At 48.7% G+C, this 19,178-nt stretch carries 15 protein-coding genes and 3 pseudogenes; 9 read left to right on the forward strand and 9 right to left on the reverse strand.

All coding sequences use genetic code 11. The features are described 5' to 3' along the window. Positions 1-6 precede the first annotated feature (6 nt). Positions 7-2,502 carry a heavy metal translocating P-type ATPase gene (locus OGY08_RS08010; RefSeq protein WP_009654818.1) on the reverse strand — a complete coding sequence of 832 codons (2,496 nt, stop codon included), beginning with the start codon at positions 2,500-2,502 and terminating at the stop codon, positions 7-9. A gap of 185 nt (positions 2,503-2,687) precedes the next feature. Between OGY08_RS08010 and OGY08_RS08015 the strand changes: the two genes are divergently transcribed. Together OGY08_RS08015 and OGY08_RS08020 are read left to right on the forward strand one after the other, a co-directional pair. Beyond that, positions 2,688-3,692 (forward strand): cation diffusion facilitator family transporter, encoded by a 1,005-nt coding sequence (locus OGY08_RS08015; RefSeq protein ID WP_009654826.1) that lies wholly within the window; start codon positions 2,688-2,690, stop codon positions 3,690-3,692. A gap of 120 nt (positions 3,693-3,812) precedes the next feature. After that, the gene (locus OGY08_RS08020; protein WP_051541465.1) at positions 3,813-4,100 is read left to right on the forward strand and encodes an ArsR/SmtB family transcription factor; all 288 of its coding nucleotides are present in this window, start codon (positions 3,813-3,815) and stop codon (positions 4,098-4,100) included. Positions 4,101-4,378: 278 nt separating this feature from the next. Here OGY08_RS08020 and OGY08_RS08025 read toward each other — a convergent pair whose 3' ends face one another. From OGY08_RS08025 to OGY08_RS08040, 4 genes are all read right to left on the reverse strand, one after another. After that, positions 4,379-5,539, reverse strand: coding sequence for an IS30-like element ISCfr4 family transposase (locus tag OGY08_RS08025; RefSeq protein WP_023063357.1), 1,161 nt, complete (start codon positions 5,537-5,539; stop codon positions 4,379-4,381). 168 nt (positions 5,540-5,707) lie between these two features. Further along, positions 5,708-5,956: a hypothetical protein gene (locus OGY08_RS08030; protein WP_016154436.1), complete on the reverse strand. Its 249-nt coding sequence runs from the start codon at positions 5,954-5,956 to the stop codon at positions 5,708-5,710. A gap of 280 nt (positions 5,957-6,236) precedes the next feature. Then, positions 6,237-8,375, reverse strand: coding sequence for an AAA family ATPase (locus tag OGY08_RS08035; protein WP_009654821.1), 2,139 nt, complete (start codon positions 8,373-8,375; stop codon positions 6,237-6,239). A 283-nt stretch (positions 8,376-8,658) separates the two neighbouring features. Then, complete coding sequence (locus OGY08_RS08040; protein ID WP_009654820.1) at positions 8,659-9,243, reverse strand: MFS transporter; 585 nt, start codon at positions 9,241-9,243, stop codon at positions 8,659-8,661. Between the two features lie 408 nt (positions 9,244-9,651). On the opposite strand from OGY08_RS08040, the gene OGY08_RS08045 reads away from it, so the two are divergent. Beyond that, positions 9,652-10,278, forward strand: coding sequence for a Cap15 family cyclic dinucleotide receptor domain-containing protein (locus OGY08_RS08045; RefSeq protein ID WP_016154438.1), 627 nt, complete (start codon positions 9,652-9,654; stop codon positions 10,276-10,278). Continuing rightward, complete coding sequence (locus OGY08_RS08050; RefSeq protein WP_009654824.1) at positions 10,271-11,407, forward strand: nucleotidyltransferase-like protein; 1,137 nt, start codon at positions 10,271-10,273, stop codon at positions 11,405-11,407. Before OGY08_RS08045 ends, OGY08_RS08050 begins: the two co-directional genes overlap by 8 nt. A 439-nt stretch (positions 11,408-11,846) precedes the next feature. Here OGY08_RS08050 and OGY08_RS08055 read toward each other — a convergent pair whose 3' ends face one another. Then, positions 11,847-12,176: an NIPSNAP family protein gene (locus OGY08_RS08055; RefSeq protein WP_016154439.1), complete on the reverse strand. Its 330-nt coding sequence runs from the start codon at positions 12,174-12,176 to the stop codon at positions 11,847-11,849. Positions 12,177-12,665: 489 nt separating this feature from the next. Here OGY08_RS08055 and OGY08_RS08060 point away from each other — a divergent pair. Next, positions 12,666-13,862 (forward strand): annotated as a pseudogene (locus OGY08_RS08060) (IS3 family transposase). 240 nt (positions 13,863-14,102) lie between these two features. On the opposite strand, the gene OGY08_RS08065 reads toward OGY08_RS08060, so the two are convergent. The 3 genes and pseudogenes from OGY08_RS08065 to OGY08_RS08075 form a co-directional block, all read right to left on the reverse strand. Then, positions 14,103-14,312 (reverse strand): YdgH/BhsA/McbA-like domain containing protein, encoded by a 210-nt coding sequence (locus OGY08_RS08065; RefSeq protein ID WP_032443218.1) that lies wholly within the window; start codon positions 14,310-14,312, stop codon positions 14,103-14,105. 437 nt (positions 14,313-14,749) lie between these two features. Next, positions 14,750-14,899, reverse strand: a pseudogene (locus OGY08_RS08070) (integrase core domain-containing protein); the annotation flags it as partial. A gap of 30 nt (positions 14,900-14,929) precedes the next feature. Further along, positions 14,930-16,080 (reverse strand): IS3 family transposase gene (locus OGY08_RS08075; protein ID WP_085954962.1). Its coding sequence is split into 2 segments (ribosomal slippage): positions 14,930-15,819 and positions 15,819-16,080, totalling 1,152 coding nucleotides; the frame shifts between segments, so codons are not numbered across the junction. Between the two features lie 58 nt (positions 16,081-16,138). On the opposite strand from OGY08_RS08075, the pseudogene OGY08_RS08080 reads away from it, so the two are divergent. The 4 genes and pseudogenes from OGY08_RS08080 to tnpC form a co-directional block, all read left to right on the forward strand. Continuing rightward, positions 16,139-16,792: pseudogene (locus OGY08_RS08080) on the forward strand (transposase family protein); the annotation flags it as partial. A gap of 81 nt (positions 16,793-16,873) precedes the next feature. Further along, positions 16,874-17,206 (forward strand): transposase, encoded by a 333-nt coding sequence (locus OGY08_RS25195; protein ID WP_050586387.1) that lies wholly within the window; start codon positions 16,874-16,876, stop codon positions 17,204-17,206. Further along, positions 17,203-17,550: an IS66 family insertion sequence element accessory protein TnpB gene (tnpB, locus tag OGY08_RS08085; protein ID WP_000609174.1), complete on the forward strand. Its 348-nt coding sequence runs from the start codon at positions 17,203-17,205 to the stop codon at positions 17,548-17,550. Before OGY08_RS25195 ends, tnpB begins: the two co-directional genes overlap by 4 nt. Positions 17,551-17,599: 49 nt before the next feature. Continuing rightward, positions 17,600-19,135 (forward strand): IS66 family transposase, encoded by a 1,536-nt coding sequence (gene tnpC, locus OGY08_RS08090; protein WP_032430836.1) that lies wholly within the window; start codon positions 17,600-17,602, stop codon positions 19,133-19,135. Positions 19,136-19,178 lie beyond the last annotated feature (43 nt).

Genomic DNA, 19,178 nt, shown 5'->3' on the forward strand with positions numbered 1-19,178 from the left:
CTTTTCTTAGTGCTCAGAGTCTTCTGCCAGCGGAGGCTGGAACCGACGCAAACGAAGTGCGTTGCCCAGGACAAATACACTGGATAGCGCCATCGCGCCTGCAGCAAAGATTGGTGAAAGCAGCAATCCATAGGCAGGGTACAGCAGGCCTGCTGCTACAGGGATCAATGCGGCATTATAACCAAACGCCCAAAAAAGATTTTGCCTGATGTTACCTATGGTTGCCTTAGACAATCCAATAGCATTAGGCACACCCTGTAGGTTGCCGGACATTAAGACAACATCAGCAGATTCCACCGCTATATCGGTACCTGTACCAATTGCAAGCCCAATATCTGCCACGGCTAAAGCTGGGGCATCATTAATGCCATCACCAACATAAGCGACCTTACCGTAAGACTCCTTCAACCGACGAACTGCTTCAACTTTCCCTTCTGGCAACACTTCGGCAACCACTTCATCAATACCAAGCTGTCTCGCAATCGCATTTGCTGTATTGGCATTGTCACCGGTAATCATTGCGACTTTGAGCCCCAGTTGGTGCAATGCATTTATGGCAATCGGCGTACTTGATTTAATAGGGTCAGCGACTGCGATAATGGCAGCCAGACGTCCATCAATAGCAACATAGAGTGGCGATTTTCCTTCGTTTCCAAGGCGTATCGCAGTCTTTGAAAAATACTCGATATCCAAGCCTAACTCACGCATAAATCGATCGGCCCCGACCTCTACGCGCTCTCCGTCTACGGTAGCCCTGACGCCCATCCCAGTAATTGAATCAAACTCAGTCAACGCTGGCAGCGATATCTCTTTTCCTAGAGCAGCTTCAACGATAGCGCGGGCAATAGGATGTTCCGAACGTGATTCAACAGCGGCAACTTTTGCTAATACTAAGTCAAGCTCAAACCCTTCGGCCAACTCCAGGTCTGTCATTACTGGGCGCCCTTCAGTCAAAGTACCTGTTTTGTCTACAGCGACAACCCTGGCATCTTTAAGCAACTGCAGAGCTTCTCCCTTACGGAACAAGATCCCCATTTCTGCACCACGCCCAGTACCTACCATGATAGAGGTTGGGGTAGCCAATCCCATTGCACATGGGCAGGCAATGATCAATACAGCCACGGCATTAACCAGTGCGAAAGACAGGGCCGGTGATGGCCCAAATGTTAACCAGGCAAGGAAAGTTAACAACGCTGCCAGCATCACCACAGGAACAAACCATAATGTCACCTTATCGACCACGGCTTGTATAGGTAGTTTAGAGCCCTGGGCTTGCTCTACCATTCTGATTATTTGTGACAACATCGTCTGGCCACCAACGGCTGTTGCACGCAACCTCAATGCTCCTTTCTGGTTAACAGTCCCGCCAACCATTAAGCTTCCGGGAACTTTCTCGACGGGGATAGGCTCCCCCGTTATCATCGATTCATCGACAAAACTTGTTCCTTCACTCACCTCACCATCAACAGGTATCCGCTCACCTGGTCGAACTTCGATAATGTCATCAAGGGCTACATCACTAATGGGAATATCGATGACAATGCCGTTACGCAGCACATGCGCCTCTTTGGCCTGCAATCCAACCAAACGCTTGATAGCCTCAGACGTTCGACCTTTAGCTCGCGCCTCCATAAATCGTCCTAAAAGAATAAGAGCGACGATTACCGCAGCAGCTTCGTAATACACATTGACGGTACCTTGAGGCAAAAGACCTGGAGCAAAGGTCGCAATCATTGAATAACCGAATGCAGCGAGAGTCCCGACGGAGACGAGAGAGTTCATGTCTGGGCCAAGTCTTAATAACGCGGGAATACCTTTCAGGTAAAAGCGCCGCCCCGGAATAGCCAACACCAGCAATGTTAATACAAACTGGAGATACCAGCTTTCCTGGAGCCCAATGGTATCCATTATCCATTGATGCATTCCCGGTATCACATGCGACCCCATTTCCAGAATAAATACTGGTAACGCAAGTACGGTCGCCAGAACTAAATCTTTCTTCAACGCAACCTTTTCAGCATCTTTTTTTTCTGCGGCACTATCATTATTCTGGCTTTGGTTATCAACCAGGCTGGCTTCATAACCGATTTTTTCGATAGCAGTTATGAGGTCATCAACTCCTGCGGTTCCACGTACAGTAGCTCTTTCAGTCGCTAAATTAACAGTGGCTTCTTTTACACCTTTAACCGCTCGGAGCGATTTTTCGACACGCCCTACGCATGATGCACATGTCATGCCCTGAACTGATAACTCTACAGAAGCTTGAGGAACCTCATAACCAACCTTTTCAACTGCTTCAACCAACGCCATACGATTAACGAATGCATTTAGGCGGATATCTGCACGCTCTGTTGCAAGGTTAACGCTTACGTTTTGTACGCCTTCAACCTTAGCCAGAGCGGCTTCAACTCGTCCAACGCAGCTTGCACAAGTCATTCCCTCAATGGGCAAGCTGACTTGAGTTTCACCATCATTAGAATGCTGTTTTTTTTGAATGCTCATGATGTATTTCTCATCGTTATGGTCAGATAAAGAACAACCTTAAGGCTTACCATCGTGGGAAGGTCAAGCGCATTATTTTGAACATGCCGATGCCGTGGAAGGAATGGATATAAAAACCCTTTACATGAACACATATTCATATGTTATATTGAAGGCATCATGTATAACCAACCGCTTGAGGCCCTATGTCACAATCACATGATCACGAGCATGACCATACTCCAGCAGTAACCAGTGCAAACGAGCGTAAAGTCCTTATCTCCTTCCTCATGATATTCACATTTATGGTGGTCGAAGCTGTTGGAGGGATACTTTCTGGCTCATTAGCATTGCTGGCAGATGCAGGCCACATGCTTACAGATGCAGTAGCTTTGGCGCTGGCTTATGCGGCATTCCGTTTTGGCCGTCGAGCTGCTGATAGCAAACGAACCTTTGGATATTTGCGATTTGAAGTCATCGCGGGATTCTTTAATGCCCTGACACTCTTCGCTATTGTGGCGTGGATTGCATATGAGGCATGGGAAAGGTTACAAGCTCCACCAATTATACTGGCAGGCCCAATGCTGATCGTTGCCATTGCAGGATTGTTGGTCAACATATTGGTATTATGGATCATGACCCGTGGTGAGACCGATCATGTTAATGTCAAAGGTGCTATTTTACATGTGATGGGTGATCTATTGGGTTCTGTTGGCGCTATTGTCGCCGCTATTGTCATTTACTACACGGGCTGGACACCGATTGACCCAATACTTTCCGTTCTTGTCGCAGCACTGGTTTTACGTAGTGCCTGGAAATTATTAGCAAAATCGCTGCACATCCTGTTAGAAGGAGCGCCTGAAGATGCCTCCCCAGACAAGGTGGAACAGAGACTAATCAGTTCTGTTAAGGGCTTAGCAGCCGTAAGTCATATTCATGTCTGGCAAATAACCTCAGGTCGGACGATGGCAACACTGGAAGTAAGAGCCAAGGAAGATGTGGACGTAAAAGACGTTGTGAAGCTTGTAAAACAAGAACTTTATGAGCAGTTCAAAATAGAACATGCAACTGTGGGAATCGACTGGAATTACGATCAAAACGATAATACATGCAGCCTTTCACCGACAAAACTGCGTAACGAACACGAACACGAACACGAACACGAACACGGAAAAAAGCATAACCATTCTAGTCCAGGCCACAAACATTAATCAGGCCTCTGGTGATGCACTATCAATTTAGGAGGGAGAATCATAATGTCCAGCACATCAGATTGCGGCAACATACAAGACTGTTCCGCGACAGATCATGTCGCGGAGCCAGATCTATCAATGCTCTCGCAAAACGACATTGGGCAACTTTCCGAGATTTTCCATCTACTGGGGGACCAGTCAAGACTACGAATCCTGCTTTACTGTATGCGTGGTTCGGTCTCTGTAGGCGACATTGCTGAGTCGCTCCAGTTATCACAATCTCTGGTCAGTCATCATCTGAGGTTGTTACGAAGTGCAAGGCTTGTTCGCGGAGAGAGAAAGGGTAAGTACATATTTTATAGCATAATGGATCACCATGTAAGTCATGTTCTTCAGGACATGGTATTTCACATAGCTGAAGAATAACCCGAATGAATTTTGATAAGTAGAGCTTGTGTAATTCCAACTCACCTTAGTTTTTCATTACTTTGGTGAGTTGTTTCATCATTAATTTATTAAAACCTTAATAATTAACCTTTTAATAATGAAACCTGCCCCCTTCCCTTGTATGTAATAAATACCTGATGGTTCACTATCACCAGATAAAGCGAAGTGAGCAGGCCACCTCATGAAGGAGAAACCTTGCTTTGCAAGCTTATTGAATAGCCACGGATAATCTAGTTTGTCTGCTTCGTGCTGTGAGTTCAACTGATGGACGCAACACACTTATTGAACCGTTCTGCGGGTGATTCATAGTCTAGCGTTTTTCTCGGCCTTTCGTTGAGCTGTCTGGCAACACTGTTAAGTCTTTGCTGGCTGTGAACCGATAAGTCAGTTCCTTTTGGAAAATATTGTCTGAGCAATCTGTTCGTATTTTCATTTGAGCCACGTTGCCAGGGAGATTGAGGATCACAAAAATAAATCTGAATGTCTGTCGCTACAGTAAATCGTGTGTGACTGGTCATTTCAGCGCCACGATCCCAGGTTAATGTTTTATAAAGCTCAGCAGGTAATTCCCGGGCTTGTCTGATGAGTGCAGATATAACCGTTATGGTCTTGTTGTCTCTGATCTTCGCCAGCATAACAAAACGGGAATGACGTTCTACGAGGGTGATGATATAGGAGTTTTTCGAGCCCTGAATCAAGTCACCTTCCCAGTGACCTGGAATGGCTCTGTCAGCGGCCTCTGGTGGCCTTTCGCTGATAGGTATCGTGTTCGGGATTGATCCTAATCCTTTCCCTTTAAGCGATGACGTCCTGGATCTACGCACTGCTCTTCCGCTTCTGAGGCATTGCTGCAGCTCTTTTTTTAATGCTCCCCGGGTTTGTATAAAAAGCGTTTTATAAATCGTTTCGTGTGACACATGCATTTCCTGATTATCCGGATAACAGCGTTTCAGCCAACCGGCGATCTGTTCCGGCGACCAGTCCTGATGCATCTTCTCTGCAATGATTTTACACAATGCGGGGCTTTCAATTAGCTTGCAAGGTTTTGGTCTCAGTGCATTTTCCCACGCAGTAGCATCGGCTTTTGCTGCACGGTATTGTTTTGCACCACCGTGCCTCCTGACCTCACGGCTAATCGTTGAGGGCGCTCTTGATAATTTGGCGGCGATGTCCCTGATACTGAGTTTTGCTACCAGCCCTCTGGATATCTCCTCTCTTTCATCAAGCGAAAGCGCTAATCGGTGCCGTTTTCGCACGGGAGGACGGTAGCCGCCTGTCTGGTGGATAGTGGGCATAATGGAAGAATGAAATCTGTCGAACATTCTGGCGATATCATGCAGGGAATCACCTTGCTTATACCTGTCCCAGATAATCGCTTTCTGTTCTGGCGTGTAGTAAATGCGCGTTCTTCGTTTCATGGCAACGTCCCCCTTGATTAAGGATAGCGTTGCAGCGACCCGTTGAACTCACAGCCAAAAGCGGACATTGCTACATCACAATGCGTTATGGTCAACATCAGAATGCAGCCCTTGTGTTGTGACGTGTAGTCTGGCCTAAACGCAGTTGCACTACATTACCTCGTGGGGTCAGCGACGGCCCCGTTTCAGTTCACGTACACAGGGATCATACTCATCTGCATAGCCACCAAAGTCATGGCTGGGCATGAAGTACCACTTTTCACCTTTCCAACCAGCGATCCGGGTGGTCGGTTTGGTTTTATTCAGAACAACAATACAGACGCCGACGGGAGACACTGGAGGAAGAAGTCGTTGCACCACACACTCACGATTGCCCACATCAATCCAGTCTTTGACGTGAATTTCAGGATGGTTCATTGTTTATCTTCATGTGATGGAATTGCTTACCGTAATGCATCCGATTACCGTGCAAGATCATGTATCCTGTCGCCTTCCTGCTCCCTTGAGGTGGCGCTGCCTTGGTACAGTCAGCACTCTGAATGTCAGGCCCAGCCGCGAGGCCGGAAGCTCATCAGGTCGCTGCGGTAGGGGAAAACGGTCCGGGTAACAGACCGTAATCGCCTGCTGGTGGTTATTGGCCCTGACTGGAGCCGCACTGAAAACTGAAGCGCATTAATATACTCGCGCCTCCGACAGGTCAGGCAATTTCTTCCAGCGCATCGTCATTTGCCGGTGGAGGAGGAAGTATAAGCGCGTCGCACTCCCTGATGACATATTCAGGAATGAGATCAAACCGGGCAGGATCCAGCTGACAGATAAATTCATTTTCAATGTGGTAGGTCTCATTCATGAATTTACGTATTACTGCGTTCTCGAGTCCGGTCTGAAGCAACCTGAACACCTGCAGTTTCTCGTAGCCATTACGGCAGAGCAGATAAAGCGCACGTATACGATCCGGGTCGGTGAGCTGAACGAAAGTGGCCTGGTAGTCAAAGCCGGGAATGCGATCGGCGATTGCCTGGCAGCCGAAGGCAACTTTTTCTGCGGACATTTCAGGATGTCCCACTCCCTGCACAACGGGTTCACGGGTGTCGATGGGCGTTTCACGGTGATGAAAAAGGTTTGACAGCACCTGATAGGCATCACCGAGGTCGTCCATAATTTCATAATGTCGGCGAAGATAGATCAACTTGATGATGTCTTCACTATCAGAGTCAGTGACAGACTGGCAGATCTGAGCAAAAGTGCGGATATCACTTTCACCGATGAGCTGCTCGGTGATGCAGCCTGCGCTGTAGTGCAAGTGTGAGGCCGTAACCAGATTACTGAACAGCTTCCTGACGGACTTCAGTGTATCAATAATAGGCTCAACATCGTGAGTCAGCATCAGTACCGTTTCATTTTTCAGGCACTCACCGGTATTGCGGCGAAACAGCATCTCCAGGATGGCAAATTTCTTGTTCTTATCAAACGATGAAATCGGGTCGTCAAGAATGATCAGGCCTGGCTTCTTGGCTAAGCATTCATACATAAACAGAACAATGGCAAAGGCGTTGCGTTCACCGTAGCTGAGATGCTGGCTGCCGCCGCTGACGTAGCCTTCAAAGTCTTCGTGGCGCAGTTTCAGCCGACATTTATCGCCTTCCCCAGTGATATCCACCTGATAACGATAGCCTGCGTAAGCCAGAAAGGTATTGATATCGGTTTTATGCTTGAGGATCAGCTTCTGCATGCCCTGACGCTGCTTATTTATTTGACCCTGCAGGCGTCCGGCCTGCGTCGTCAGGTCGTCTAAAGAGGTATTGAGACTGGCTACGGTGCGGGCCGTTTTATCCGACTGCAGCTCCGGGAAAAACTTCACGTCTAGGCGACAGGCTTCCAGTGCAGCCTTGACGTTGGTTGAAGCGCTGAACGTAAAGCCGTTAAGAGTCTTAAGGGTATTCAGCATATTTATCAGGCTGTCTGTCTGCTTCTTCACTGTCACGAGATATTCTTCGTGCTGTTTTTCCAGCCCACTTTTTAGGGTTGTAATATCAGCGAGGCGGGCACGGGCAGGCTCTGAAAAATATTCGCCGAGTTTATCTAGCACGCCGATCAGGCCGATCAGGTTTTTAATGACAGCCTTATCATACTCCGCGCTGACGCGGCTAATCTGCTCGGCCTTTTCACGGGAGTCGCCAGTACAGAACGGACAGCAGCCGTCGGATAGCGCGGAGAATTTCTCATACCCCCGGGTCTGCCACTCGATCCACTCTACGCTGCTTTTACTTTGGATGTACGGCTTATAAGATTCCAAACCGTCGGGAATGTGCTGAAGCTTGTTGCCAGCGGATAAGCCTTTCATACCGGTAGACGTTTTTGCAATCCCGGTACTACTCAGCTTAAATGCGGCGCTGAGTTCCCCCAGGTGCGTGATGAATTCTTCAAGCCCGACGTTATCAGCAAACTGCTGCCGTATGGCCACGACCATGGCTTCGATTTCGCGTTCTGTCTCGTGATACGCTTCACTTTTGATGAAGATGTCAAAACTATTACTTACTAACTCGTCTGGTTGAAAAGTGAATTGATCGACATATTTTTCATTAAAGCACATGACGTTTTGCAGGCCATCGACACCAGTTACCCTAGGCTGTACTGCATCGGGATTAGAACCACGGTATCTAAACGGAAGCAGGTCGCTGAGACCCTGTTCATCCCCGTTTACCGTACACTGAATCGCGCGGGAAATGGTGCTTTTTCCGGTGCCGTTAGGCGCAAATTTAATATTTAGTTTTTTTTCTGCCAGAGTTATATTTGCTTTATCGATGTTATTACAGCAATTAATTTCAATTTCCATACCTAATCCTTTACGGCAAAGACACTGAGCAGGCCCCGTATATTGCAGGCCCGATTAATTATTTAAGCTGAAGCCAGAACATATAAGCACCGTTTCATTTTTGAGTAAAGCACTCCGGGATTCGCCCTTGGTACCGCAGCGCCGGAGCAGTTGTTTTATAGAGCGTATGTACGGCGCTTGTGATGTATGTCCGCTTCGTGCCAAGAGCGGACATTTGCACCCTCAGTACCCGCACCAGACTAAGCCGGCTCAGCAATGTCGGCGTTGCTGATACTGACAGACGTTATGCCGTTTTAAAGCGACGTTTCCGGTGTATCACCATGAGAGCGACAATTACCGCCACCGCAATTGTCGCGGTCCCCCGGAAGACGACTGATGAATCTCCTAGGATGATTTCCATGAATGATGATAAAAACTGGCCGGAGAATATAGCCATAGAAAGCCAGGCAAGGTTACGTCCCCGGACGCGAGCGTGACTCTGCTCGACTGTCATATGATTCACAAGCGGCACCGACAGACCAAACCCACAACTCATTAAAACCCCGCCAGCGATGTAGAACACTACATTATCAGCGAATGAAAATATGAAATGTCCGGCAGCGTAGCAGCTAAACGCCGTGTACAGATTTCCGTACTCACGTAAACGCGCTATGAGGCGCGGCATCATCGCAGCAGCCCCGACGGCGACCAGTGAGATAAACGACAGAAAGTATCCGGTTTCTGCTGCCCCAATAGCCATGCAGCTAAACACCTGCGGAATGATGATAATGCTGGTGAAGAAGCAAATCATGGACAGCAGGGCTGCAAAAAGCACAGGCGCTAATCGAGTCGCACTCACCGATTCGCTTTCTCCGGCGTTTTCATTCATGTTTTCTGTCCCAGAGGACAATTGTTACGGCACAAACGCCAGCTGCATAACCAGAAGAACCTAGGCAAAAAGATGAAGCAAAAACGGCCACTGCCAGCCAAGGGTTGCAAGTAATCCGCCTATAAACAGAAAAATGACACCGCCCAGCTCAATCAACATTCCCTGCGAAGGTATCATTTTCAGGCAAGCCTGACCGCTATGAAACGAGGAAATCAATCCGGTTCCTGCTGACATGACGATGGCGGTATCTGACTGAAATCTGGATGTATCTTCTTCCAGATCTACTTAAAACTCGTTCTGATAACCATACCGAGAAATAACTGTCAATCCATCCATATCTAGGGTTTGATATAGTAAAATTACCTATATATAGTTTTTTTAGTTTTCATCTCACTTGGACGCCATTTCATGAAAAGTCACGAGTACATTGTGATTTGCGGTTTTAACCGCAGTAAAGTCGGCCGATATATTGCCATTGTTGCCTCAGTTATATCGTTCGTTCTGATTTTACTAGCACTCACACTAATCGAATGGCTGAAAAACTTTCACATTAACAGCCACATACCTGCCTCAGTTTTTTCACTTATTAGCGCCGGTGGGATCTACATGGGGTTGTATACATGGTTTGATAAAAATCTCTGGCATAACACCTACCTCGGGAAATTTTTATGTGTGCCAAATCTTGCAGGCCGCTGGAATGTTGAAGGCCATACCCGATCTGAAGGTGGTAAACCCTGGGAAGGTGAGCTGAGAATTGTCCAGTCATGGGACAAAGTCAGAATTCATCTGAAAACTCAATCATCGCATTCGGATAGTGTGACAGCCTCCATCATTCATGACGAGGGAATTGGTTACCAGCTGCTTTATAACTACCGCAACCAACCCAAGACAGGTGAAGAACACCTGACTTCACATGTTGGATTCGCAGAGTTCAGGTTCGACGACGGACTCAAATCTGCTGAAGGCCATTATTTTAACGGTCAAGGCCGGGCTACTTACGGAACAATGACAATCACTAGGATCGACAATGTCTAATTCATTTAGTGCGCGAATTGAACGCATGAAGTCTCGTCGTAAAGGGACATTCGATCAATTAAACGTAGCCAGAGAGTCAATCAGTAACCAGAGGATTGATGGACTGGAAAACTATGCTTTGCTAGAAGGTTTCCTGGATTTAAATGAAAGTTGGGAAACCAGGGGAAAACAAGATTCTGCAACCCGCTATGTTATAGGTGCCATGCAACCGGTTGATAACCGCTATACCGAAATTTCTTTTGAAACTGCCAAGCGTATTGAGAACCAACTGGTAAAGAAATTAGATCTTAATCTGGAGTTTCGTGTCCAAGGCTCTGTACCACTGGATATTCATATTAAAAGTTTCAGTGATGTGGATCTGCTGATTATAGACACTCAGATGCTTATTTATGATAGCGACGGTATTGGCCGCTACACCCCTACGAACAAAAATGATGGGGATGTCATCCTTGAACTCAGGGATGCCGCTAGGGATGCCCTGAAAGCAACTTTCCCTGCGGCAGATGTTGATGACAACAACGCCAAATCTTTGAGAATAACGGGAGGGTCTTTGCAGAGAGAAGTGGATGTGGTGCCAAGCATCTGGTGGGATACCAAAGAGTACCAACATACTAAAGATGTAGATCAACGTGGGGTCACTATTATAGATAAAAACACACGTCAACGTATCTACAACCTACCTTTCCTCCACATCAAACGAATTAAAGACAAATGCGATCAATGTAATGGAGGATTGCGTAAGTCTATTCGTTTTCTTAAGACACTAAAAGCGGATAGTGAAGCTGAGGGTACTAAAATTGAACTCAGTAGTTATGATATTGCCTCGCTGATGTACCACGCAGATGGTAACAATCTCCGACATAGCCAATACTACGAGCTGGCTGTCCTTGTAGAGACTCACAGATGGCTAAATTATCTTGCACAGAACCCTAATGCTGCAATGCTGCTCTACGTTCCAAATGGCACCAGAAAGATAATTGACAAGAATGAAACTTTTGCCGAATTGCTTAAACTGACGGGAATGGTCAATAGTATTGTCACTGAGGTGCTGCGTGAAATAACCGGCCAGCCTACTGAATATTACACACCCGCCAAAGGAATTTTACTTATAAAACAAGCGGTTTACTAACAGGATGCTATCAAGATCCACTTAATAAGTGGATCTTGAATCATCCGCGACTATTTGCCGGACAGCGCTAGTCATTCCGGCTTAAGCGCTATTATGAGATTTATTTCCAGTTTAGTATGAGTCTCCGTACTAATCGTTGATTGAAGAGACATACATGCTGGATAACTCTTAATGGGGTCAGTTTGGATATCGAAAATTATTGTACGTTAAGGCTGATTTTTTGTAAGTACCCCACTTAAACGCCCCATTCTCTTTCAGAGACCCTCTGGCACATGGATTAGGTTTTCCGAAAGCGAACTTCCGCTCTTCGCTCATAGATGCCGGTCAAACATCCCGCATTCAGCATGTGAGGCGGTAGCCTCATCTCTGATGTACTGAATAACAGTAACGTCTTGCTGGTGTGTCTATCCCGGCTTTACCATGACGTATAGCGATAGGGTCAGTGGGTTCGTAAATGCTCAACGGCACTCTCAGTGAGAGTCAGTACCGATTTAACGCTGATGCTTATTCTATCGATAATGGCCTGCCGGGGACCATGACGCCATGCTTCGCTATCATAAAAGGTGTCCTGGGCAGTTTTCAGGTGAGAGAGGCTGTTATAAGCCCTGATCAGATAGTAAGCATCGTCGTCATGTGCTGATATACCATAAGAAATAACATCCATTCCCACTGAACGGTGAAGTGGAACACTCACTTCTTTCATTATTCTATGAAAGTCTTTTCCAGTACCGGGTTTGAGGGTGTACAGCAAAAATTCGACAGTTTTCATCTTCGATATCCTATTCTGTTTTTCTCATCATAGCGAATTATGGCGACGTGTAGTCGTGAAACCGAACAGAAGAACTGGACTGCCAGGCTGTCCCCAGCAGTTATGGCTCTGAATGTCTCATGCGTGCCAGGAGCGGACGTTGCTAACATAGAGATGCTCTAATCTGCAAGGAGCAGCTCCCCCTTTATCAGACAATCTTGTCTGACGCTCCGGACAGAAATATGCTGGTTTTATCTGTTCAGAACACTGAACTATGTTCGGGAAATCACAGAGTCAGGCTAACGGAATAGAATAGTGAGCGGTGTCTTAACCCCTTAAATCGTAAAAGCACCGGTTGATAGCTGATGATGAACGCTTCTCTGATTTAACCAAGCATCGGCATTGAGAATGAATCAAAAAAGTGAAAATATCAAAGGGTAATAGCCTCCGTTTGAACCGGACACCTCACCAGTAAGACATAGTCATAGAGCTATGTTTAAGGAGTGTCCTGTGCAAAGAATCGAAGTGATCACTGGCGAGCAAAAACGCCGTCGTTATACTCCTGAAGAGAAAGCCCGTTTTGTTGCGCTCGCCATGCAGCCCGGCTACACCGTCTCACTCGTTGCCCGGCAATATGACATCACACCCAGTCTTCTTTTTAAGTGGAAACGGCTCATGAACGAGGGTGGAAAGTCTGCGATCGTCGCTGGCGACGAGGTCGTCAGTGTCTCCGAGGTCCAAGCGCTGGAGAAAAAAGTCAAACAGCTTGAACAAATGCTGGGCCGCAAGACGATGGAAGCCGAAATCCATAGGAACGCGCTTGAGATAGCCTAGGCAAAAAAGTTGATATCGCGCATGCCATTGCTGCCACCGGACGATACCTCCTCATCCGAATAGCAGAAGTGCTCTGCGTATCGCGTTCGAATCTTTATGAACGGCTGCTAAAGAAGCGCCAGCAGCGGCCAGCCCGCTATAGCAAAGATGATGACGCCCGACTGTTACCGCTTATCCGCCAGATATGCAGCGAGCGGGCGACAAACGGCTACCGTCGCGTGACGGCACACCTCAATCGTGCGCTGAAGGAACAAAACTGGCGGGTTAACCACAAACGCATTTACCGGATCATGCAGGCGAATAACCTGTTGCTGGCAAAATCTGGCCATAGAAAGCCAGAGCACAGTCATACCGGCAACGTCGTGACACTCAAGCCGGATACGCACTGGTGTTGAAATCCGCTGCTTGAATCGGGAAGTCGTGCGGGTAGTGTTCAGCCTTGACTGCTGTGATCGCGAAGCCATCTGCTGGTCGGCGACAACAGGTGGAATAAACAGCGTTATGGTGCAGGATCTGCTGACAGAGAGTGTGGAAAAGCGCTTTGGCAATACGCTTTACCTGCCACATGCCGTTGAGTGGCTGACCGATAATGGCTGTTGCTACATAGCGGACTCAATAAGAACGTTCGCCACCTCACTCAGGTTCATCGTGTGTACGACGCCAGTGCGCAGTCCGGAGAGCAATGGGATGGCTGAATCGTTCGTTAAAACGTTCAAGCGTGACTACGTGTATGTTAATGACCTGCCGGATGCCATGACAGTGATGTGAAAACTGACGGAATGGATGGAAGACTATAATAACTGGCATCCCCATAAAGGGCTGAAAATGCAGTCACCAAGGGAATACAGAAGTTCGCTGCTAGCTATAAATTAACCGTGTCCGTTTTAGCGGGGGCAACTCCACAAAGAGGACGTGGAGCTAAAATATTTGCACGGATAAAAAACCATACTTAACTATTAGTATTACATTAAAAAAATACGGACTCTTTATCAGCAGTCCGCTAAAGTCTATTCAAGGAAAAAACATGTGGCATATCAAGCATTAAAAATTAGTATATAGTGGCAGATTTTATCAAGGTATATATTCCTATAGATACCCTAAAATGATTATCTATTAATCCCCTAATTTAGCGGTCATATGCACTCGATTACCAGTATACGCAGAGAGAATTTTGTATGACGTTTGTGCTTCTTTTGCTTTAGCAGCAATTTTTGCTTCTGCACTGTCAAGAGTGGAAGCAGTTACGCTGACCGTCTGCGCCATACCAGAGAATGAGACAACAGAGAGAAAACCAGCTGCTGCGAGAAGTTTGATATTTTTCATAGTGATAACCCTAGTAAAGTTAATGTTCATCATAAGAGCATACTGCTCGTTTCCTGTTGATGAGCATTAAAAACCCTGCAACTACTATAGGGTCAATACTTTTTATTGTATTTTTTATATAGCGCTGACTGTCTTGAACATCCACTTATCGAGAAATTTTTCTTAAACAATAAAATTCACTCATAATCAATAAGATATGGCAATTTTTATATCGTTTTACACTGAAGATATTTTTTCTTACCCCATTTATATAGGTTTCAAAATATGTCTTTGCAGGTAATTGGAGGCTGGAACTCACGCATTCCTATCCCCTTCCCTTCAAACAACTCTAGCTTTACTCTGATCAAAAGAATAAATACCCAGACATTAAATCACGTGACATGAAATGCCAAAACTGTCTAAATAAACTGGACTGACCCCAGGATTAGATATAACCTTCAATTAGTAATGTCGGTTGGTTTTTCTTCATATTTCCCGTTTCGCCAGCCTGCTGGAAATTCAGCTGGAGTCTGGTAATCCAGCGATGAATGTGGACGGCACTCGTTATAATCCTGCCGCCAGTCATTAATCGTTTTCCTGGTGTGAACTGATCCTACCCACGTAATGTGGACACGGCCCTAAGCAAGGTTCTGGTTTTCAAATTGTTCAGGACTGAGCCCACCACAGGCACTGTGGCGACGCCAGCGATTGTAATCGCACTCAATATAATTAAATACAGTTGTTCTCATCATTTCCCGGCTGATAAAGCGTTCACCGTGGATGCATTCCACTTTCAGCGAGTGGAAGAAGCTTTCCACACACGCATTGTCGTAACAGCAGCCTTTCGCGCTCATGCTCCCGCGCAGATTATGCCGCTTCAGCAACGCCTGATAGTCCGCTGAACAGTACTGGCTGCCACGGTCAGTATGAACAATGACATTTTTCGGGCGTTTACGCCGCCACAGCGCCATCTGCAACGCATCGCAGGTCAGTTGTGCCGTCATTCGCGGTGCCATTGACCAGCCGATGACAGCTCGCGACCACAGGTCAATCACCACTGCCAGATACAGCCAGCCTTCATCGGTGCGTAAGTAGGTGATGTCTCCCGACCACTTCTGATTCGGGCCGCTGGCGTAAAAGTCCTGCTTCAGCAGGTTCTCAGACACAGGCAAGCCATGCTCACGATAACTGACCGGGCTGAACTTGCGGGCTGCCTTTGCCCGAAGCCCCTGGCGACGCAGGCTGCCAGCTATCGTTTTGATGTTGTAGGCCGGGAGCTCATCCGCAAGCCGTGGCGCACCATACCGTTGTTTTGCATCAGTGAATGCTCTGAGAACCGCGGCATCACAGGCCAGACGGAACTGCTGTCGCGTGTTTATCTGATGACGCCGGGAGCACCAGGCATACCAGCCGCTACGGGCCACGCGCAGCACCCGGCACATGGCTTTGATGGTGAACTCAGCCTGATATTTTTCGATAAAAACATACTTCATTTCAGGAGCTTCGCGAAGTATGTCGCGGCCTTTTGGAGAATAGCCAGCTCCTCTGCCTGCTCCGCAAGCTGGCGTTTAAGCCGGGCATTTTCAGCATCCAGTTCGCTTTCGCGTGCAGATGATGTCAGTTGTTGCTGTTGTTTTTTTCGCCAGCCATAGAGTTGCGATTCATACAAACTGAGTTCGCGGGCAGCGGCAGCGACGCCAATGCGTTCAGCAAGCTTCAGAGCTTCCTGGCGGAATTCGGGAGTGTGCTGTTTACGCGGCTTTTTACTGACGGTTACTGATTTAGTCATGTGAGCTACCTCTGGTTGAGAGTTTACTCACTTAGTCGCGTGTCCACTATTGGCGGGTATCTGTGCCAACAGCTCTCAGGCCAAGGGCCGCGTTAAGCGCGCCAACCTGACGCTGCAGGAGCGGCTGGTTAAGGAGATGTGCCTGGAGAATATCACCTGCATTGATGCCGCCAACGCCTGGATCGAAACGTTCATCAGCGACTTCAACCACCGCTTTGCCAGACTGGCAAAATACCCGAAAAACCTTCACCGCACGGTCTAGAGAGCCACCTGGAACTGGACGACATTTTCGCCTGGCAGACGCTTCGGACGCTCTCAAAAGCACTGACTTTTCAGTATGAAAAAATCCTTTATCTGGTTGATCCCACTGACGAAAACTCACGCATAGTCGGAGAAGAAATCCTCGCTTTTGATTATACGGACGGTACGCTCAAATTCCGCCATGGAAACAGAACACTGAAATATCAGATGTTCGATAAGCTGGACTGCATCAGTCAGGGGCGCATCGTTGATAACAAAAGGCTTGACGCGGTGCTGAAGCTGGCGAAGGAAAAACAGGATGAGCTTGAAGCCGCAGGAAAAAGAAAGGCGCAGCCAGAGTATGCCTAAAAGGCGGGCACAGATTCAGGCTCAGCTCAGAGCCATCAATCCGGTTCTGGGTAAGCGTCGTCTGAGTACCGTCTGGTCCCGAATCCAGGATCCTGTAACTTAAGCACCCACTTATTTTGCAGGTGGACACCTCATGCGCGCTAAAGAAAGACTTCCCCGGAAACACTATTCCCCTGAATTCAAAATGGAACTGGTCAGGCTGGCTCTTGAAGAAGAAGGCAGTATTGCCGCACTGGCCCGGAAACATGACGTCAATGATAACCTGCTCTTTAAATGGATAAGGCTCTGGCAGCGTGAAGGGCGGGTCTGTCGGCCCCGAAAAAACTCATCGTCGCTTCCTGCCCTGATACCCGTGCAGCTTCAGGCGGGCTCTTCTCTCCCAACCTTCGAACTACCATCCTGCTCTCCTCCCGCTACCTGCCACATAAAATGTCGGGGAGGAGAAATAACACTGACTCATCCCTCTGCTGAACTCATGAGCACTGTCCTGCGCGAACTGATGCGGGGGCCGGTATGATAAATCTTCCCGCAGGCACAAAAATCTGGCTGGTTGCCGGTATCACCGATATGCGCAACGGCTTCAATGGCCTCGCCGCAAAGGTGCAGACCGCGCTGAAAGATGACCCGATGTCCGGCCACGTCTTCATCTTCCGGGGACGCAGCGGCAGTCAGGTAAAACTGCTCTGGTCCACCGGCGATGGTCTGTGCCTGCTGACAAAGCGACTGGAACGTGGTCGCTTCGCCTGGCCCTCAGCCCGCGATGGCAAAGTGTTCCTGACGCCGGCGCAACTGGCGATGCTGATGGAAGGTATCGACTGGCGACAGCCAAAGCGGTTACTGACATCCCTGACCATGTTGTAGCGCTCTTTATCCTGGTTGTCGCAGAATAAGCCTGGTAAAATACAGGCTTATGAACGATACCTCTTCTGACGACATCCTTCTGCTGAAACAGCGCCTGGCCGAACAGGAAGCGTTGATCCACGCCCTGCAGGAAAAGCTGAGCAACCGGGAACGCGAAATAGACCATCTGCAGGCGCAACTGGATAAGCTGCGCCGGATGAACTTCGGCAGTCGTTCCGAAAAGGTATCCCGCCGTATCGCGCAAATGGAAGCTGACCTGAACCTGCTGCAGCAGGAAAGCGATACGCTGACCGGCCGGGTGGATGACCCGGCAGTGCAGCGCCCGCTGCGTCAGACCCGCACCCGCAAACCGTTCCCTGAGTCACTCCCACGGGATGAGAAGCGGCTGCTGCCGACTGAGCCGCGTTGCCCGGAGTGCGGTGGTTCGCTGAGTTACCTGGGTGAGGATGCCGCCGAACAGCTGGAGCTGATGCGCAGCGCCTTCCGGGTTATCCGGACAGTCCGTGAAAAGCATGCCTGCCGTCGGTGCGATCGCATCGTTCAGGCCCCGGCTCCTTCGCGCCCCATCGAACGGGGGATCGCCGGACCGGGGCTGCTGGCCCGAGTGCTGACCTCAAAGTATGCAGAGCACACACCGCTGTATCGCCAGTCGGAGATCTATGCCCGCCAGGGTGTAGTGTTGAGTCGTTCTGTACTGTCGGGCTGGGTGGATGCGTGTTGTCGTCTGCTGGCACCGCTGGATGAAGCCCTTCAGCACTATGTCCTGACCGACGGCAAACTCCATGCTGACGATACGCCTGTCCCGGTGCTGTTGCCGGGCAATAAGAAGACGAAGACCGGGCGCTTATGGACGTACGTTCGAGACGACCGCAACGCCGGATCAGCGCTGGCCCCCGCAGTGTGGTTCGCTTACAGCCCGGACAGAAAAGGTATCCACCCTCAGACCCATCTTGCAGGCTTCAGTGGCGTACTGCAGGCTGATGCCTACGCCGGGTTCAACGAGCTCTACCGCGACGGCCATATAAAGGAAGCCGCGTGCTGGGCCCATGCCCGCCGAAAAATCCACGATGTTCACGTCCGTACCCCGTCAGTCCTGACGGAGGAGGCGCTGAAACGGATCGGCGAGCTGTATGCCATCGAGTCGGAGATCAGAGGTAAAAGAGCAGAGGAACGGCAGGCAGTCCGGCACCAAAAAGTGCTGCCGCTGCTGGCGTCACTGGAGGGGTGGCTGCGGGAGAAACAGAAAACCCTCTCAAGGCACTCAGAACTGGCGAAGGCGTTCGGGTATGCGCTGAACCAGTGGCCGGCGCTGATCCGCTATGCAGAAGATGGCTGGGTGGAGGTGGATAATAACATTGCCGAAAACGCCCTACGACGGGTCAGTCTGGGGAGAAAAAACTGGCTGTTCTTCGGCTCGGATCATGGTGGTGAGCGCGGTGCGTCACTGTACAGTCTTATCGGGACGTGCAAATTAAACGGCGTGGATCCGGAACGCTATCTGCATTATGTACTTGATGTCATCGCCGACTGGCCTGTGAACCGGGTGGGTGCTCTGCTCCCGTGGCGGGTTACTCTGCCTGCCTGACCAGCTTCACTTCGTCAATACGGTTCTCACTGCACGCTTACGG

This window comes from Citrobacter sp. Cpo069, assembly GCF_030332785.1.
GTDB classification, from domain to species: domain Bacteria; phylum Pseudomonadota; class Gammaproteobacteria; order Enterobacterales; family Enterobacteriaceae; genus Citrobacter; species Citrobacter portucalensis.

Coding starts and splice junctions, on each gene's coding strand:
- OGY08_RS08010 (WP_009654818.1), bottom strand. CDS start 2,502: ATGAGCATTCAAAAAAAACAGCATTCTAATGATGGTGAAACTCAAGTC.
- OGY08_RS08015 (WP_009654826.1), top strand. CDS start 2,688: ATGTCACAATCACATGATCACGAGCATGACCATACTCCAGCAGTAACC.
- OGY08_RS08020 (WP_051541465.1), top strand. CDS start 3,813: ATGCTCTCGCAAAACGACATTGGGCAACTTTCCGAGATTTTCCATCTA.
- OGY08_RS08025 (WP_023063357.1), bottom strand. CDS start 5,539: ATGAAACGAAGAACGCGCATTTACTACACGCCAGAACAGAAAGCGATT.
- OGY08_RS08030 (WP_016154436.1), bottom strand. CDS start 5,956: ATGAACCATCCTGAAATTCACGTCAAAGACTGGATTGATGTGGGCAAT.
- OGY08_RS08035 (WP_009654821.1), bottom strand. CDS start 8,375: ATGGAAATTGAAATTAATTGCTGTAATAACATCGATAAAGCAAATATA.
- OGY08_RS08040 (WP_009654820.1), bottom strand. CDS start 9,243: ATGAATGAAAACGCCGGAGAAAGCGAATCGGTGAGTGCGACTCGATTA.
- OGY08_RS08045 (WP_016154438.1), top strand. CDS start 9,652: ATGAAAAGTCACGAGTACATTGTGATTTGCGGTTTTAACCGCAGTAAA.
- OGY08_RS08050 (WP_009654824.1), top strand. CDS start 10,271: ATGTCTAATTCATTTAGTGCGCGAATTGAACGCATGAAGTCTCGTCGT.
- OGY08_RS08055 (WP_016154439.1), bottom strand. CDS start 12,176: ATGAAAACTGTCGAATTTTTGCTGTACACCCTCAAACCCGGTACTGGA.
- OGY08_RS08065 (WP_032443218.1), bottom strand. CDS start 14,312: ATGAAAAATATCAAACTTCTCGCAGCAGCTGGTTTTCTCTCTGTTGTC.
- OGY08_RS25195 (WP_050586387.1), top strand. CDS start 16,874: ATGGAACTGGTCAGGCTGGCTCTTGAAGAAGAAGGCAGTATTGCCGCA.
- tnpB (WP_000609174.1), top strand. CDS start 17,203: ATGATAAATCTTCCCGCAGGCACAAAAATCTGGCTGGTTGCCGGTATC.
- tnpC (WP_032430836.1), top strand. CDS start 17,600: ATGAACGATACCTCTTCTGACGACATCCTTCTGCTGAAACAGCGCCTG.